The organism is Pseudomonas sp. Kh14 (assembly GCF_900291005.1).
Classification (GTDB): domain Bacteria; phylum Pseudomonadota; class Gammaproteobacteria; order Pseudomonadales; family Pseudomonadaceae; genus Aquipseudomonas; species Aquipseudomonas alloputida.
In genome coordinates this window covers 90,187-104,276 of record NZ_OLKJ01000009.1, presented here as the reverse complement: position 1 = coordinate 104,276, position 14,090 = coordinate 90,187, and the positions used below count along the sequence as shown (strand labels likewise).

Genomic DNA, 14,090 nt, shown 5'->3' with positions numbered 1-14,090 from the left:
GTCCCTGCCGAGAACAAAGCCTGCGCGCCCGGGTACGCCCCTGCATAGTCAGTCTTCGAACAGGGTACAGGCCATCACCAGGGCGTCTTCACGGCCGCCGGCGATCGGATAATAGTCGCGGCGGCGGCCAATTTCGTTGAAACCGTAACGTTCATATAAACGATAGGCCGACTGGTTGCTGGCGCGCACTTCCAGAAAGCATTCGCGGCCATTGAGCTGATAGGCCCGGGCCATCAGGTGTTGGAGCAGCCGCAATCCCAGGCCGCAGCCTTGGTTTTCCGGCTTTACGGTGATGTTGAGCAGGTGCGCTTCATCGATGATCACGTTGATCACCCCATGGCCCACTTGCTGCTGGCCATCGAACATCAGCCAGACTTCGTACGACTTGAGCGCATCCTGAAAGATTCCACGGGTCCAGGGGTGACTGAATGCGGCATATTCGATCTTAAGTACGGCATCCAGATCCGCCTCGGTCATCGGGCGGAAGCTGATCGAGTCACTCATTCAACGCTCTTCCAGCGCGCCATCAGCTGGCGCATGGCTTTCCAGACGTCCGCCTTGCGTTGCGGCTCGTCCATCAACAGTTCAAGGCCCGGCAATGCCCAGGCGTCGCCCAGGCCGTCGAGCGTCAGGGTTTGGTAATAGGCGTCGGCATCGGCATTGGCGGCAAAACGCAGTGCCGGCAGGCCGACCAGCCACAGACAGGTACACGGTGCGTCTTCCAGGCGCGCCTGAACGAAGCCCTGGACGAAATCGCGCGCAGCCTCCGGCCCCTGGTCCATGTTGCCGCGCACCAGCAGTGGCCAGCGTACCGGCTCGCCGATGATCTGCGGGGCGTCGGGCAGGCCGGCAGCGCGCAGCATGTCCTTGAGTAGCAGATAGGAGGGATCGCGGCTCTGGAACGGCTGACCGGTGGCCAGCTCAACCAGCAGCAGGCAACTGCCGGCGCGCAACAACTGCAGCGAGAAGCGCGGTGGCGGCACCGGCGCCGGGCGCGGAGCAGCGAGCTGCTCTTGTGCCTCGGCGGGCTTGACGGCGGGTTTAGGCACACTGCCCGGGCGCGGGATCTCGATTTTTGGCCGCTCGCCGGAGCGGGCCTGGGGGGTGACGGGCGTTTCGTTGGCTGCCGATGCCGGCCTGACCTCGAAATCGATGTCCTCGACCGGCGCCACCGGCAGCAGCAGCTCGGGCCGTGACGGTGCGGCGAACGGCAGCTCGGCGCGCGGCAGCCAGTGCACCACTTGCATGGCGGAAAGGTAGGCGCGGCGACGGGGTTCGGTCAGCAAGGGGCGGATATCCGAGGGGGTGAACGCAATTGGGCATTCTAACGTGTACGCCGTGGTTTTTGCAGCGCCTATCAGACCGAGCGCCGTCACATGAACAACGCCCTGCACCTGCACATCCCATGGTTATCTCTCATTACAGACCAAGGGGTAAAAACCACCCCCGCGAATGCAGTACAATCGCCCCCTTTTTCTTGGCAACGAGTCGAAGCCAATGATCGAACCCAAGCGCGTCCTGCGCGCCCTAGCCGAACACTGGGCCCTGATCGAGCCGCTGTGCGAGCGTTTCGACCAGGGCACCCTGAGCCTGGTCGAACTGCGCCAGCATGTGGCCCGCCAGCAGCTCGAAAGCACCCCGCAGGACATCACCCAGCTACTCGACGTGTGGATCCGCCTGGATATCCTGGTGCCGGTGGCCAAGAGCCCGAACCGTTTCGAGCTCAACGCACAGATCCACGACTTCCTCGCCTACCTGCGCCGCGAACACCGGCTGGGCCTGTGCCTGGAGATCGAAGCCTACTTGCGCCACCTGGAGCGCCTGGCCGGGCACATCCAGGATGCCTTCGACAACCGCGACAGCGACGACCTGGCACGCCAGTTGCGCCTGCTCGACATGCGCGTGCGCGATGTGCTGAAAAAGCTCGACAACGACGAGCAGGCACTGGTGGCCGTGGCCGAACGGGCCAAGACCAGCAATCGCCAGATTCCGCTGCGCCAGCGTTATGCCGAAGTGCTGGCCACCTGGGACGAATACGTCGAGCCGATGATTCAGCTGGTCAACGCCGACGGCGCCTTCGAGCAGGGTGTACGCAAGGTCGAGACCGTGTTGCTGAAACTGCTGGGCGAACAAGCGCGCCTGGGCCACCTGGTCGACGACGACATGCTGCTGCGCACCCACGCGCGCATTCTGGAAATGCAGACCAGCGCCCAGTTGACCCTGCGCCACGCCCGCGAACTGCTGCTACCGCTGCGCGAAGAAGCCCGCCGGCACAACGCCGTGACCCGCGGCGCCGCACTGGCCCTGTCGGTGATCCGGCGCAAGGGCATCGATGCCGTACCGCAGGCGGCCATGCCGATGTTCACCCGCCCGCAAAGCACCTTCCTTGGCAGTGCCAGCCAGGTCGAGGCCTACGTTTACGCACTGGCCCGCTTCGAGCCCAAACCGGCGCGCTTCCCCAAAGCCCACAAGACCCAGTCCGGCGCCCTGCCCCGTGCCCCGCGCACGGTCAAGGAAATGGCCGAACGCTGCGAACAGGCCCTGCCACTGCCCGACTTGATGGTCTGGCTGCTGGAGCAGGAGCCCGAAGGCGCCACCGACGAGCTGTTGTACTGGTTCTCGCGCCTGTCGCGGGAAAAGCGCTTCAAGCGCGAACGCCTCGACCGCCGCGAATACACCACTCAGGAACACTTGGTCAGCCTGCATTCGTTCGCCCTGACCTCCAGCCGCGAAGACGCCCCTAGCGCGCCTACCGAACCCAACGCGAGCCCAGCCCATGCATCTTGATCTTTCCGAACTGTCCCAGCTCGCGCCGATCTTCCGCGAGCTGTTCAAAGGCTTCCACGTCAGCCGGCGCGACCCTGAGCTGTACGCCCAGCTGTCGAACTTCCAGGACCAGTACCGCACCCTGTTCAAGGCCTTGGGCTTCGAACTGGTGTGCGATACCCGTGGTTTCTACTACTTCGTCCCGGACATGACCGCCGCGCAGGTCAACAAGACCGCACAGCGCCTGTCGCTGTTCACCTTCATCCTGGTCGAGCACCTTGCCGACCAGGGCCGCGACCCGATGGCCGTGCTCGACGGCGGCAGCATCGGCCGCGACGAACTGCCCTCGCTGCTGGACAAGTACCGCGACCTGTTCCTGCAGGCCGAAGTACAGACCGTGGACGAGCTGGAAGAAAAAATCCTGCGGCGCATGACCCAGCTCGGCTTCGCCCATGAGGAAGGTGGCATCTACCGCTTCCTGCCACCCATGCACCGCTTCCTCGATGTGTGCCTGTCGGTGCAGCAGGACCGCGACCTGGCCGCCACCCTGCACAGCGCCCTGCCGCTGCCGACCCCGGTACTGGTCGAGGAAGAAAGCGCCGAAGAACTCAACCGTACCGACGACCCGCTCGACCTCACGCCTTTCCAGGGCGAGGAAAGCGAAGAGGACGCCCTGGCCCGGGCCATCCGCGAAGAGCAACAGGAGATTGACGCATGAGCCAGGAACGCTACGGCATCCGCCGCTTCGCACTGCTCAACACCGCCGGCTACAGCCTTGGCCTGTTCCCGCTGGAGCACCCGCTGTCGGTATACGGCGCCAACAACCTGGGTAAATCGGCGTCGATCAACGCCCTGCAGTTCCCGATCCTGGCACGCATGTCGGACATGAGCTTCGGCAAGTACAGCCTTGAGCAGTCGCGCCGCTTCTACTTCGCCAGCGACACGTCGTACATTCTTTGCGAACTGAGCCTGCCCCACGGCCCGCACGTGATCGGTGTGGTCGGACGCGGCCCGGGTGGCGGTTTCGGCCACCAGTTCTTCGCCTACAAAGGCGAACTGGACCTGGCCCACTACCAGAAGAACGACACCTGCCTGCGTCAGAAAGAGCTGTTCACCAACCTTGAGCGCCTGGGGATCAAGGCTTACGAGCTGAAGCCGGACGAACTGCGCCGGCTGCTGGTGGGCGGACACACTTCGGTGCCGCTGGACCTGACCATGATCCCGCTGCGCTCCACCAGCGAGCAAAGCCTGAAAACCTTCCGCGCGCTGTTCATCAACCTGCTGCACATGCGTGAGATCACCGCCGCCAAGCTCAAGCAGCTGTTCCTCGACGCCTTCGAGCACAGCCTGCGCTCGGGCAGCGTCGACTACATCGCTGCGTGCGAGGAAGCCTTCCGCGACGTACGCCGCATGGAGCAGGACTACAACGCCCTGGTCGCTGCCGGCCCGCTGGTCGAGGCCCTGGCTGGTGGCGTGGCCCAGCGCGACATCCTGCGTGGCAAGCTGCACCGCATTTCGCCTGTGCTCGACACCCTGCTGGGCACCTGGCAGGAATACGCCATGGCGCGCAAGGAAGAGCTGGTCATCCAGTCCGAGCATTACCGTGGCGAGCAGGACCGCCTGCAGAACGACCAGCGTGGCGGCACCCAGGAGCTGATGCGCCTGGAGCGTGAAATTACCGGTATCCAGCGCTGGCTAGGCGAGCTTTCGGTGCTCAAGCACCGCTTTGCGCTGGTCGATGACGTCAAGGTACTGGAGCAGCAACTGCTGGCGGCCAAAGACGCCCACGACGAGCTGGCCGGCGCGCTGGCCCAGTCACGGCAGTTCAGTGCCGAAGACCTCGACGAGCGCGTACGCGACCTGGAAAAACGCCTGAAGCAGGTCAAGCAGCAGCTGGATCACGCTGACAACAACAGCTATGCCCGCCTGCGCGAAGAGTTCTCGCAGCAGGACGTCGACCGCCTGATGCGCCTGTTCAACGGTGCGCTGTTCAGCCTGCCGCTGGGCGAGCGCGGCATCGAGCTGGACGACAGCGACCTGTGGGTAAAATCGCTGGAAGCGGTGCTCGACGGCTTCAAGGGCGAGCGCTTCGAGGCCCCAGGCCTGGCCATCGACCTGACCCACATCGACCCACCGGCCCTGCAGGCCCTGGCCGACCGCGCCGCCCTGCGCGACCAGAAAGAGCGCCTGGAAAAAGAACTCAAGCAGCTCAAGACCCAGCAGGCCGTGGCCGCCGACCGCTCCGCGTCCAAAGCGCAGACCGAAACCCTGTACCAGGAAGTGCTGGACGCGCAGAAGGCGCTGGAAGACTTCCGCCGTAGCCAAACCCTCGCCGCCGAAGAACCCGAGAAGCTGGAACAGCTCTCGCAGCTGGAAGCGGCCCAGGACGAACTCAAGCGCTCCAGCGACGCCTTCACTGAGCGCGTCCAGCAGCTGTCAGCCAAGTTGCAACTGGTCGGCCGCCAGCTCGGCGACCTCGAGTCCAAGCAGCGCACCCTGGAAGACGCCCTGCGCCGTCGCCAGCTGCTGCCGGCCGACCTGCCCTACGGCACGCCTTACATGGAAGCCATCGACGACTCGATGGACAACCTGCTGCCGCTGCTCAATGACTACCAGGACAGCTGGCAAGGCCTGCAGCGGGTGGACAACCAGATCGAGGCGCTGTACGCCCAGGTGCGCCTCAAAGGCGTTGCCAAGTTCGACAGCGAAGACGACATGGAACGTCGCCTGCAACTGCTGGTAAACGCCTACGCGCACCGTACCGACGAAGCCCTGACCTTGGCCAAGGCACGCCGCGCTGCGGTCACCGACATCGCCCGAACCCTGCGCAACATCCGCAGCGACTACGACAGCCTCGAGCACCAGCTGGCCCTGTTCAACCGCGAGATCAACAAGCGCCAGGTGTCCAACCTGGAAAGCTTCCGCGTGGTACTGGCGCCGAACAAGGAAGCGCTCAAGCACATCGACCAGATTATCCACAGTGCCGGCCAGTACGAAGAAGGCGAAACCCTGTCGGTCTTCGACCTGACCCAGAGTGCCGATCAGGACAACAAGAACGAAGAGGCCAAGGAGTACCTGGCACGGCTGGTGGCGGCCAACCACAACCAGCTGGGCCTGAAGGACCTGTTCGAGCTGGCGTTCGAGATCACCAAGGTCAATGGCCAGCCGATCATCCACGCCGACATCGACGGTGCGGCGTCCAACGGCACCACCATGACCATCAAGGCGCTGACCAACATGTACCTGTTGCTGCACCTGATGGACCGTGACCTGGCCGGGCGCATTCGCCTGCCGTACTACCTGGACGAAGCGGCAGACATCGACGAACGCAACCAGGCGGCACTGCTGGAGACCAGCCAGCAGCTGGGCTTCGTACCGATCCTGGCGAGTGTGAAACCACAGGTATCGGCGCACGTTGCGATCGACCTGGAAGGTGGCAGCGGGCCGAACGGCATCTACATCGACGAGGCGGACTGGAAGTTCATCAGCCGGCTGGATGAAGTGAAGGCGGTTGTGCGTGATGATCAGGCCGAGGAATTGGCCTGAGGTAGATGGGGCCGCTTTGCGGCCCATTCGCGGGTAAACCCGCTCCTACGGCGGCCTGTGTCCAACCCCCGAGGCGTGTCCACCACCGTGTAGGAGCGGGTTTACCCGCGAATACGGTGGTGGTGGCAACGGTGAACGGCGGGTGGAGATTGGCCAGCAGGGCCGGCCCTTTCGCGGGTGAACCGCTCCTACCAAGACCGTATAAGCCGCGAATGGAGGCCGGGCAGGCTATCAATGAGCCCAAGGCAGGATCGGAATGGCAGTCACCGCATTCTGCGGGCTGCCTTCGATCATGCGGTCGCTGTACACCAGGTACACCAGCGTATTGCGCTTCTTGTCGAGAAAGCGCACCACCTGCATGGTCTTGAACACCAGCGAGGTGCGTTCCTTGAACACTTCCTCGCCATCTTTGAGCTCACCCTTGAAGTTGATCGGCCCGACCTGACGACAGGCAATCGATGCCTCCGCCCGGTCCTCGGCCAGCCCCAAGCCCCCCTTCACCCCGCCAGTCTTGGCCCGGGACAGGTAGCACGTCACGCCCTCTACCTTAGGGTCGTCGAAGGCCTCGACCACAATGCGGTCGTTCGGCCCGACGAACTTGAACACGGTGGACACCTGGCCGACCTCTTCGGCGCCGGCCAACATCGGCAGCACGCACGCTGCCACAGCGATTACGTTCTTCAGCAGGCTCATACCAGCACCAGGTTGTCGCGGTGTACAAGTTCCGGCTCGGCGCTGTAGCCAAGGATCGACTCGATGGCTTCGGACGACTGACCAATGATCTTCTGCGCCTCCAGGGCGCTGTAGTTGGCCAGGCCGCGAGCCACTTCAACACCGTCCGGGCCGACGCACACCACCATCTCGCCACGACGGAAGCTGCCCTGCACTGTCTTCACGCCAACTGGCAGCAAGCTCTTGTTGGCCTGACGCAGCGCTTGCACGGCACCGGCATCCAGCACCAGGGTGCCACGGGTTTGCAGGTGACCGGCCAGCCACTGCTTGCGCGCAGCGATCATGCCGCGCTCAGGGGACAGCAAGGTGCCCAGGCGCTCACCCGCCTTCAGGCGGTCCAGCACGCGCTCGATGCGGCCACCGATAATGATGGTGTGGGCACCGGAACGGGCAGCCAGGCGCGCCGCACGCAGCTTGGTCTGCATGCCGCCACGGCCCAGGGCACCACCGGTACCACCGGCCACGGCATCCAGTGAAGGGTCGTCGGCGCGGGCTTCGTAGATCAACTGCGCTTCGGGGTTGTTGCGCGGGTCGGCATCGAACATACCATCGCGGTCGGTGAGGATCACCAGCAGGTCGGCCTCGACCAGGTTGGCCACCAGCGCCGCCAGGGTGTCATTGTCGCCGAAGCGGATCTCGTCGGTGACCACGGTGTCGTTTTCGTTGATCACCGGCACCACGCCCAGATCGACCAAGGTGCGCAGGGTGCTGCGGGCATTCAGGTAACGCTTGCGGTCGGACAGGTCGTCATGGGTCAGCAGGATCTGCGCGGTGTGCTTCCCGTGCTCCCCAAAGCTCGACTCCCAGGCCTGCACCAGGCGCATCTGGCCGAGCGAGGCAGCCGCCTGCAGCTCGTTCATCGCGCTCGGTCGCTTGGTCCAGCCCAGCTGGCTCATGCCGGCAGCCACGGCCCCGGAGGAGACCAGTACCAACTCCACGCCTGCCTCACGCAGCGCGACCATCTGCTCGACCCAAACGGCCATTGCACCGCGGTCGAGGCCCTTGCCATCGGCGGTCAGCAGAGCACTGCCAATCTTAACGACCCAGCGCTTGGCGCCCGTCACCTTGCTTCGCATCTTCTTCCAACCTATGTCGAATCTGTAGATACCGTGGATACAAAAACGCCGCTCCAGAGAGCGGCGTTTAGTGTACTGCAACCGATCAGTCGCGCACGTAAATGATTTCCGGACCGTCTTCGTCGTCCTCGAAATCATCGTCCCAACCGTCATCGTCGCCGATGTCATGCACGCTCTTGACGCCGGTACGACGCAGGGTACGGGCGTCGTCCAGGGCCTGCAGCTGGGCACGGGCTTCGTCTTCGATGCGCTGGTCGAGGTCGGCCAGCTCTTCGGCGTAGGCCGGGTCGTTGGCCAGGCGGTCGGCGCGGTCTTCGAGGTAGCGCATCAGGTCGTGGCTGAGCTTGTCGGTGCCCTGCTTGGAAATAGCCGAGATCACGTAGACCGGGCCTTCCCACTCCAGACGATCGATCACTTCCTGCACACGCTCGTCACGCTCGTCGTCCATGACCATATCGGCCTTGTTCAGCACCAGCCAGCGCTCACGCTCGGCCAGCGACGGGCTGAAGCGGGTCAGCTCGTTGACGATGACTTCGGCGGCATCGGCCGGGCTGCTTTCGTCCAGCGGCGCGATGTCCACCAGGTGCAGCAGCACGCGCGTACGCGCCAGGTGCTTGAGGAAGCGGATACCCAGACCGGCACCTTCAGAGGCGCCTTCGATCAGGCCGGGGATGTCGGCGATGACAAAGCTCTTCCAGCGGTCAACGCTGACCACACCCAGGTTTGGCACCAGAGTAGTGAACGGGTAGTCGGCAACTTTCGGCTTGGCAGCCGAGACCGAACGGATGAAGGTACTCTTGCCGGCGTTCGGCAAGCCCAGCAGGCCGACGTCGGCCAACACCTTCATTTCCATCTTCAGGTCACGCTGCTCACCCGGTTTGCCTGGGGTGGTCTGGCGCGGCGCACGGTTGGTGCTCGACTTGAAACGGGTGTTGCCCAGCCCGTGCCAGCCACCTTGCGCGACCATCAGCTTCTGGCCGGGGGTAACCAGGTCACCGATCACTTCCTGTGTGGAAGCATCGATCACGGTGGTGCCGACCGGCACACGCAGGAACAGGTCTTCACCCTTCTTGCCGGTGCAGTCGGTGCTCCCGCCGTTGGAGCCACGCTGGGCTTCATGGTGACGGGTGTAGCGGTAGTCGACCAGGGTGTTCAGGTTTTCGTCGGCAATCATGTACACCGAGCCACCGTCACCGCCGTCTCCGCCGTTAGGGCCGCCGTTCTCGATGAACTTCTCGCGACGGAAGCTCATGCAACCGTTGCCACCGTCACCGGCCTTGACCCGAATGGATACTTCGTCAACAAACTTCATTAAAACCGCCTCTCGTCGGTAGACGAGCTGAATGACTCAAAAACATGAGGCTCTTGCAAAAATGAGCGCGGCGGCCCCGTACGACCGTAGAAACCAACGCCGGCAACCCAGACAAACAGCTTTGCAAGAGGCTCACCACAAACGAAAAAGCCCCGTCGCATGACGGGGCTTCTGGAGCGACGTCGCGATTAAGCGGCGACGATGCTCACGTAACGGCGCATGAACTCGCCTTTCTTCTCGAACTTGATCACGCCTTCGATCTTGGCGAACAAGGTGTGGTCCTTGCCCATGCCAACGCCGTAGCCAGCGTGGAATTCGGTACCGCGCTGACGGACGATGATGTTGCCTGGCTTGATAACCTGGCCGCCATACATCTTCACGCCAAGGCGTTTCGATTCTGAGTCGCGACCGTTACGAGTACTACCACCAGCCTTCTTGTGAGCCATGGTTCAATTCTCCAAATAAATTCAGGGGATCTAGGGGATTAAGCCTGGATGCCGGTGATTTTGATCTCGGTGAACCACTGGCGGTGGCCCATACGCTTCATGTGGTGCTTACGACGACGGAACTTGATGATGCGAACCTTGTCGTGGCGGCCTTGCGAAACGACTTCGGCCACTACTTTAGCGCCAGCAACAACTGGAGCACCGATGGTGACTTCTTCACCGTTGGCGACCAGCAGAACGCGATCGAAGGTCACGGATTCGCCAGTGGCGACTTCCAGTTTTTCGATCTTGAGGAATTCACCTTCAGCGACTTTGTACTGCTTGCCGCCGGTAACGATTACTGCGTAAGACATGGTATTTCTCCGATAATCCTGCTCACCCAGCGCTTTATATGATGAGTATTGGCTGGCATGGCTGCACAGGGCTGGAACGGCCCGGCGCAATTGCGTAAGGCAGGTGCTGCCCAGGAAGTTAGGGTGCGCGATTGTACGCAACCGCGGTTTTGCTTGCAAGTACCGCCCCCGGCCAGCTGGCACCGCGCCTTGACACACCGGGACCCGCGACCTAGCATGCCGCGCAACCTCACTGGAGCAGCCGATGCAACCCCAAACCTTCTACCGCGCGGTGGCTGATGATTTCAGCGCCGTCGACGAGATCATCAAGAAGCAGCTGACCTCGCGCGTGCCGCTGGTATCGAAGATCGGCGACTATATCACGTCCGCCGGTGGCAAGCGCCTGCGTCCCCTGCTGGTACTGCTGTGTGGCAAGGCCCTGGGCCGCGAAGGCGACGACCTGCGCCTGCTGGCCGCCACCATCGAATTCCTGCACACCGCCACCCTGCTGCACGACGACGTGGTCGACATGTCCGGCATGCGCCGTGGCCGCTCTACCGCCAATGCCCTGTGGGGCAACGCGCCGAGCGTACTGGTGGGCGACTTCCTTTATTCGCGCTCGTTCGAAATGATGGTCGAGCTGGGCTCGATGCCGGTCATGCAGATCCTGTCCAAGGCCACCCGGGTGATTGCCGAAGGTGAAGTGCTGCAACTGTCGCGCGTACGCGACGCCAGCACCACCGAGGAAGTCTACATGGAGGTCATTCGCGGCAAGACGGCGATGCTGTTCGAAGCCTCTACCCACAGTGCTGCGGCGCTGGCCCAGGCCACCGACGAGCAGCGCGAAGCCCTGCGTACCTTTGGCGACCATCTGGGCGTGGCCTTCCAGCTGGTCGACGACCTGCTGGACTACAAGGGTGACTCGCAGACCTTGGGCAAGAACGTCGGTGACGACCTGGCCGAGGGCAAGCCTACCCTGCCGCTGATCTACACCATGCGCGAAGGCACTACCGAGCAGGCGGCGCTGGTACGCCAGGCGATCCAGAAAGGTGGCCTGGAGGATCTGGAACAGATTCGCGTTGCGGTCGAAGAATCGGGCGCACTGAAATACACCGCCGAGCTGGCGCGCGATTACGTGAAACGCGCCATCGCCTGCCTCGAAGTGCTGCCTGCCAGTGAGTACCGGGATGCGCTGGTTGAACTGAGCGAGTTTGCGGTCGCGCGTACGCACTGACAGACCGAGTCGTCTTCATTCGCGGGCAAGCCCGCTCCTGCACCATTTGTGGGGAGTGGGCTTGCCCGTGGTGCTTTTTGTCCGGACATAATCACTTCCGGAAAAATACCTTTTACAATGTGGGCTTTTAACCGCCCGTCTGTTTGTTTGAGGAACCGAAGTGAGCACTCTGCCACCCTGCCCAAAATGCAACTCCGAATACACCTATGAGGATGGCACTCAGCTTATCTGCCCTGAATGCGCCCATGAGTGGTCGGCCAGCGGCGATGCCGAGGCGGCCAGCGACGATGTGGTGAAGAAAGATTCGGTCGGCAACATCCTGCAAGACGGTGACACCGTCACCGTGATCAAGGACCTCAAGGTCAAGGGTTCGTCCCTGGTGGTCAAGGTTGGCACCAAGGTCAAGAACATCCGCCTGTGCGACGGCGACCACGACATCGACTGCAAAATCGACGGCATCGGCGCCATGAAGCTGAAGTCCGAGTTCGTCCGCAAAGTCTGATCAGGCAAAAAACCGCCAATTGGTGCTTGCTATTCTGCTAATAAGAATTATTCTCATTGGACTTGCTATCCAAGGAGAATAGCCATGACTTATCTGATCGACGCCTGGCTGGAACGCCCTCACCCCTACTTGCGCATTCTTCATCGGGAAACCGGCGAAGTGTGCGCGGTGCTTGAAGAAGAAGCCCTCGACGAACTGCGTGACCAGGGTGACCTGGACATGAGCGGGCTGAATTCGAGTGAGCCGGGGGTGCTCAAGGAACTGGTACGGAATCTGTTTCTGTTCTGCTATGCGCGGGCGTTGCGCCCTGGGGGGACAGACTGGAATTGAGGCCGGCAGGGCCGGCCTCCAGGGCATTACAGAACGTCGAGCAGCTCGACGTCGAACACCAGAACGCTGTGCGGCGGGATGCTGCCAACGCCTTGGGCGCCGTAAGCCAGCTCGCTTGGCACGTACAGGCGCCATTTGCTGCCAGCGTTCATCAGTTGCAGGGCTTCGGTCCAGCCAGCGATCACGCCGCCTACCGGGAATTCAGCCGGCTGGCCGCGCTCGTAGGAGCTGTCGAACACGGTGCCGTCGATCAGGGTGCCGTGGTAGTGCGTACGCACATTGTCTTCGCGGGTCGGCTTGGCGCCTTCGCCAGCGGTCAGCACTTCGAACTGCAGGCCCGAAGCCAGCGTGGTGATGCCTTCACGCTTGGCGTTCTCGACCAGGAACTCCTTGCCAGCAGCAGCAGCGGCTTCGGCCTTGGCTGCAGCTTCGGCTTGCATCACCTCGCGGATGACCTTGAAGCTGGCCGACAGGTCGGCTTCGCTGACGCGGCTGTCGGCACCGTTGAAGGCGTCGGTCAGGCCGGCCAGGATGGCTTCCAGGCTAACGCCTGGTGGCGGGTTGTCGCGCAGCTGGCCGCCCAGCTGACGGCCGATACCGTAGCTGACGCGCGTTTCGTCGGTAGACAGGTTGAGTTCGGACATTGTCGTGCTCCACTGCAGGGCGCAATGCAGCCGCGCCCTTGATAAAAAGGGCGAGCAGCCTAGCACACTGGGGCGCTGCGAGCAGCTACCAGGCCGAACGCTGGGAAATCGGCACCTTCAGGTCTTCTTCCGGGTGCGTACCCATGCCGCACATTTCGTCCTGCACCGACCAGTGCACCAGGTTCATCGAGACCATAGGGATGGTTTGCAGCAACTTGCGCGCATCCTCCACCGAGTGCACGCGCAAGCGTTCACCGCGGGTATCGGACAGGGGGTGAGGATGGCCTTTGACCCGGGCCTCGAGCAGGTAGTCACCGCCTTCGATGGCGATCAGGTTCAGTTCGTCGACATGGCCAGCCCTGGCCTCGGTATTGAGCTGATGCAGGTTCATGAGAGCACCTCGCGATGGGAACCACGCATGAGAGCTCATTTTTTGTACAGGAAGGGAGAATGCGCAAGGCATGACTGACGCCACTCGTCAGTTGAACCTCGATCTCTGTGTGAGCGGGCGTGCCCGCGAAGCAGGCCACGCGGTGGCTGGCACCGGCTTTGCCGGTGTTCGCGGGCATGCCCGCTCCCACAGGAGTTGCAGTGAGGCCTGGCGGACTCAGTGCTTGGTCAGCTTGTCCAGGTAACCCATGCAGAACGCCGAGACCACGAAGGTCATGTGGATGATCACGTACCACATCAGGTAATCGGTGGAGATGTTCTGCGCATCCATGAACACCCGCAGCAGGTGAATGGAGGAAATCGCCACGATCGACGCGGCAACCTTCATCTTCAGCGACGAAGAGTCCATCTTACCCAGCCAGTTGAGCTTTTCCTTGCTTTCATCGATGTCCAGTTGCGAGACGAAGTTCTCGTAGCCGGAAATCATCACCATCACCAGCAGGCCACCAACCAGCGACATGTCGATCAGTGACAGGATGACCAGGATCAGGTCAGCTTCGCTCAACGCAAAGACATTGGGCAGGACGTGGACCACTTCCTGGAAAAATTTCAGCGCCAAGGCCAGCAGGCCGAGGGACAAGCCGAAGTAGATCGGTGCGAGCAGCCAGCGCGAGGCATACATCGCGTTTTCGAGGATACGTTCCATGAAGTTCAGGACTCATCAGGTGACTAAAAAAGCGACGGCGAGTATAGCCAGCCACCTGTTACAGCAAAAGCCCG

General features: G+C 62.5%; 16 protein-coding genes. 6 read left to right on the top strand and 10 right to left on the bottom strand.

The window, feature by feature from the left end:
- Nucleotides 1–48: 48 nt before the first annotated feature.
- Together rimI and FQ668_RS02900 are read right to left on the bottom strand one after the other, a co-directional pair.
- A complete protein-coding gene (rimI, locus tag FQ668_RS02905) occupies nt 49–504 on the bottom strand; it encodes a ribosomal protein S18-alanine N-acetyltransferase (protein WP_014589636.1) in 456 nt (151 codons plus the stop codon).
- Nucleotides 501–1,286, bottom strand: a complete 786-nt coding sequence (locus FQ668_RS02900; protein WP_026031859.1) for a hypothetical protein — start codon at nt 1,284–1,286, stop codon at nt 501–503. The genes rimI and FQ668_RS02900 overlap by 4 nt, the downstream gene beginning before the upstream one ends.
- 211 nt (nt 1,287–1,497) lie before the next feature.
- On the opposite strand from FQ668_RS02900, the gene mksB reads away from it, so the two are divergent.
- From mksB to mksF, 3 genes are read left to right on the top strand one after another with little or no spacing between them, the layout of a single operon-like run.
- On the top strand, nt 1,498–2,787 hold the full coding sequence (gene mksB / locus FQ668_RS02895; RefSeq protein WP_003247449.1) for an Mks condensin complex protein MksB: 1,290 nt from the start codon (nt 1,498–1,500) through the stop codon (nt 2,785–2,787).
- Complete coding sequence (gene mksE, locus FQ668_RS02890; protein ID WP_003247452.1) at nt 2,777–3,484, top strand: Mks condensin complex protein MksE; 708 nt, start codon at nt 2,777–2,779, stop codon at nt 3,482–3,484. Before mksB ends, mksE begins: the two co-directional genes overlap by 11 nt.
- On the top strand, nt 3,481–6,312 hold the full coding sequence (gene mksF, locus FQ668_RS02885) for an Mks condensin complex protein MksF (RefSeq protein WP_019437368.1): 2,832 nt from the start codon (nt 3,481–3,483) through the stop codon (nt 6,310–6,312). Before mksE ends, mksF begins: the two co-directional genes overlap by 4 nt.
- 231 nt (nt 6,313–6,543) lie before the next feature.
- Here the strand turns inward: mksF and FQ668_RS02880 are convergent, their stop codons facing one another.
- The 5 genes from FQ668_RS02880 to rplU all read right to left on the bottom strand — a co-directional run bounded on the left by FQ668_RS02880 (nt 6,544) and on the right by rplU (nt 10,231).
- Nucleotides 6,544–7,005: a CreA family protein gene (locus FQ668_RS02880; protein WP_010951941.1), complete on the bottom strand. Its 462-nt coding sequence runs from the start codon at nt 7,003–7,005 to the stop codon at nt 6,544–6,546.
- A complete protein-coding gene (gene proB / locus FQ668_RS02875; protein ID WP_014589633.1) occupies nt 7,002–8,120 on the bottom strand; it encodes a glutamate 5-kinase in 1,119 nt (372 codons plus the stop codon). The genes FQ668_RS02880 and proB overlap by 4 nt, the downstream gene beginning before the upstream one ends.
- An 85-nt stretch (nt 8,121–8,205) precedes the next feature.
- Entirely contained in the window at nt 8,206–9,432 is a 1,227-nt protein-coding gene (gene cgtA / locus FQ668_RS02870; protein WP_003247460.1) for an Obg family GTPase CgtA, read from the bottom strand.
- A 188-nt stretch (nt 9,433–9,620) separates the two neighbouring features.
- A complete protein-coding gene (gene rpmA / locus FQ668_RS02865) occupies nt 9,621–9,878 on the bottom strand; it encodes a 50S ribosomal protein L27 (RefSeq protein WP_003247464.1) in 258 nt (85 codons plus the stop codon).
- A gap of 38 nt (nt 9,879–9,916) precedes the next feature.
- Entirely contained in the window at nt 9,917–10,231 is a 315-nt protein-coding gene (gene rplU, locus FQ668_RS02860; RefSeq protein WP_003247466.1) for a 50S ribosomal protein L21, read from the bottom strand.
- Between the two features lie 244 nt (nt 10,232–10,475).
- Between rplU and FQ668_RS02855 the strand changes: the two genes are divergently transcribed.
- The 3 genes from FQ668_RS02855 to FQ668_RS02845 all read left to right on the top strand — a co-directional run bounded on the left by FQ668_RS02855 (nt 10,476) and on the right by FQ668_RS02845 (nt 12,276).
- Nucleotides 10,476–11,444 carry a polyprenyl synthetase family protein gene (locus FQ668_RS02855; protein WP_014589632.1) on the top strand — a complete coding sequence of 323 codons (969 nt, stop codon included), beginning with the start codon at nt 10,476–10,478 and terminating at the stop codon, nt 11,442–11,444.
- A 160-nt stretch (nt 11,445–11,604) separates the two neighbouring features.
- On the top strand, nt 11,605–11,946 hold the full coding sequence (locus FQ668_RS02850; RefSeq protein ID WP_010951939.1) for a zinc ribbon domain-containing protein YjdM: 342 nt from the start codon (nt 11,605–11,607) through the stop codon (nt 11,944–11,946).
- 84 nt (nt 11,947–12,030) lie between these two features.
- The gene (locus FQ668_RS02845; RefSeq protein ID WP_010951938.1) at nt 12,031–12,276 is read left to right on the top strand and encodes a hypothetical protein; all 246 of its coding nucleotides are present in this window, start codon (nt 12,031–12,033) and stop codon (nt 12,274–12,276) included.
- Between the two features lie 26 nt (nt 12,277–12,302).
- On the opposite strand, the gene FQ668_RS02840 is transcribed toward FQ668_RS02845, so the two are convergent.
- The 3 genes from FQ668_RS02840 to FQ668_RS02830 all read right to left on the bottom strand — a co-directional run bounded on the left by FQ668_RS02840 (nt 12,303) and on the right by FQ668_RS02830 (nt 14,016).
- Complete coding sequence (locus FQ668_RS02840) at nt 12,303–12,920, bottom strand: FKBP-type peptidyl-prolyl cis-trans isomerase (RefSeq protein WP_003247482.1); 618 nt, start codon at nt 12,918–12,920, stop codon at nt 12,303–12,305.
- 85 nt (nt 12,921–13,005) lie between these two features.
- Nucleotides 13,006–13,311 carry a DUF6482 family protein gene (locus tag FQ668_RS02835; protein ID WP_014589631.1) on the bottom strand — a complete coding sequence of 102 codons (306 nt, stop codon included), beginning with the start codon at nt 13,309–13,311 and terminating at the stop codon, nt 13,006–13,008.
- Between the two features lie 216 nt (nt 13,312–13,527).
- Nucleotides 13,528–14,016 (bottom strand): TIGR00645 family protein, encoded by a 489-nt coding sequence (locus tag FQ668_RS02830; RefSeq protein WP_003247486.1) that lies wholly within the window; start codon nt 14,014–14,016, stop codon nt 13,528–13,530.
- Between the last annotated feature and the right edge of the window lie 74 nt (nt 14,017–14,090).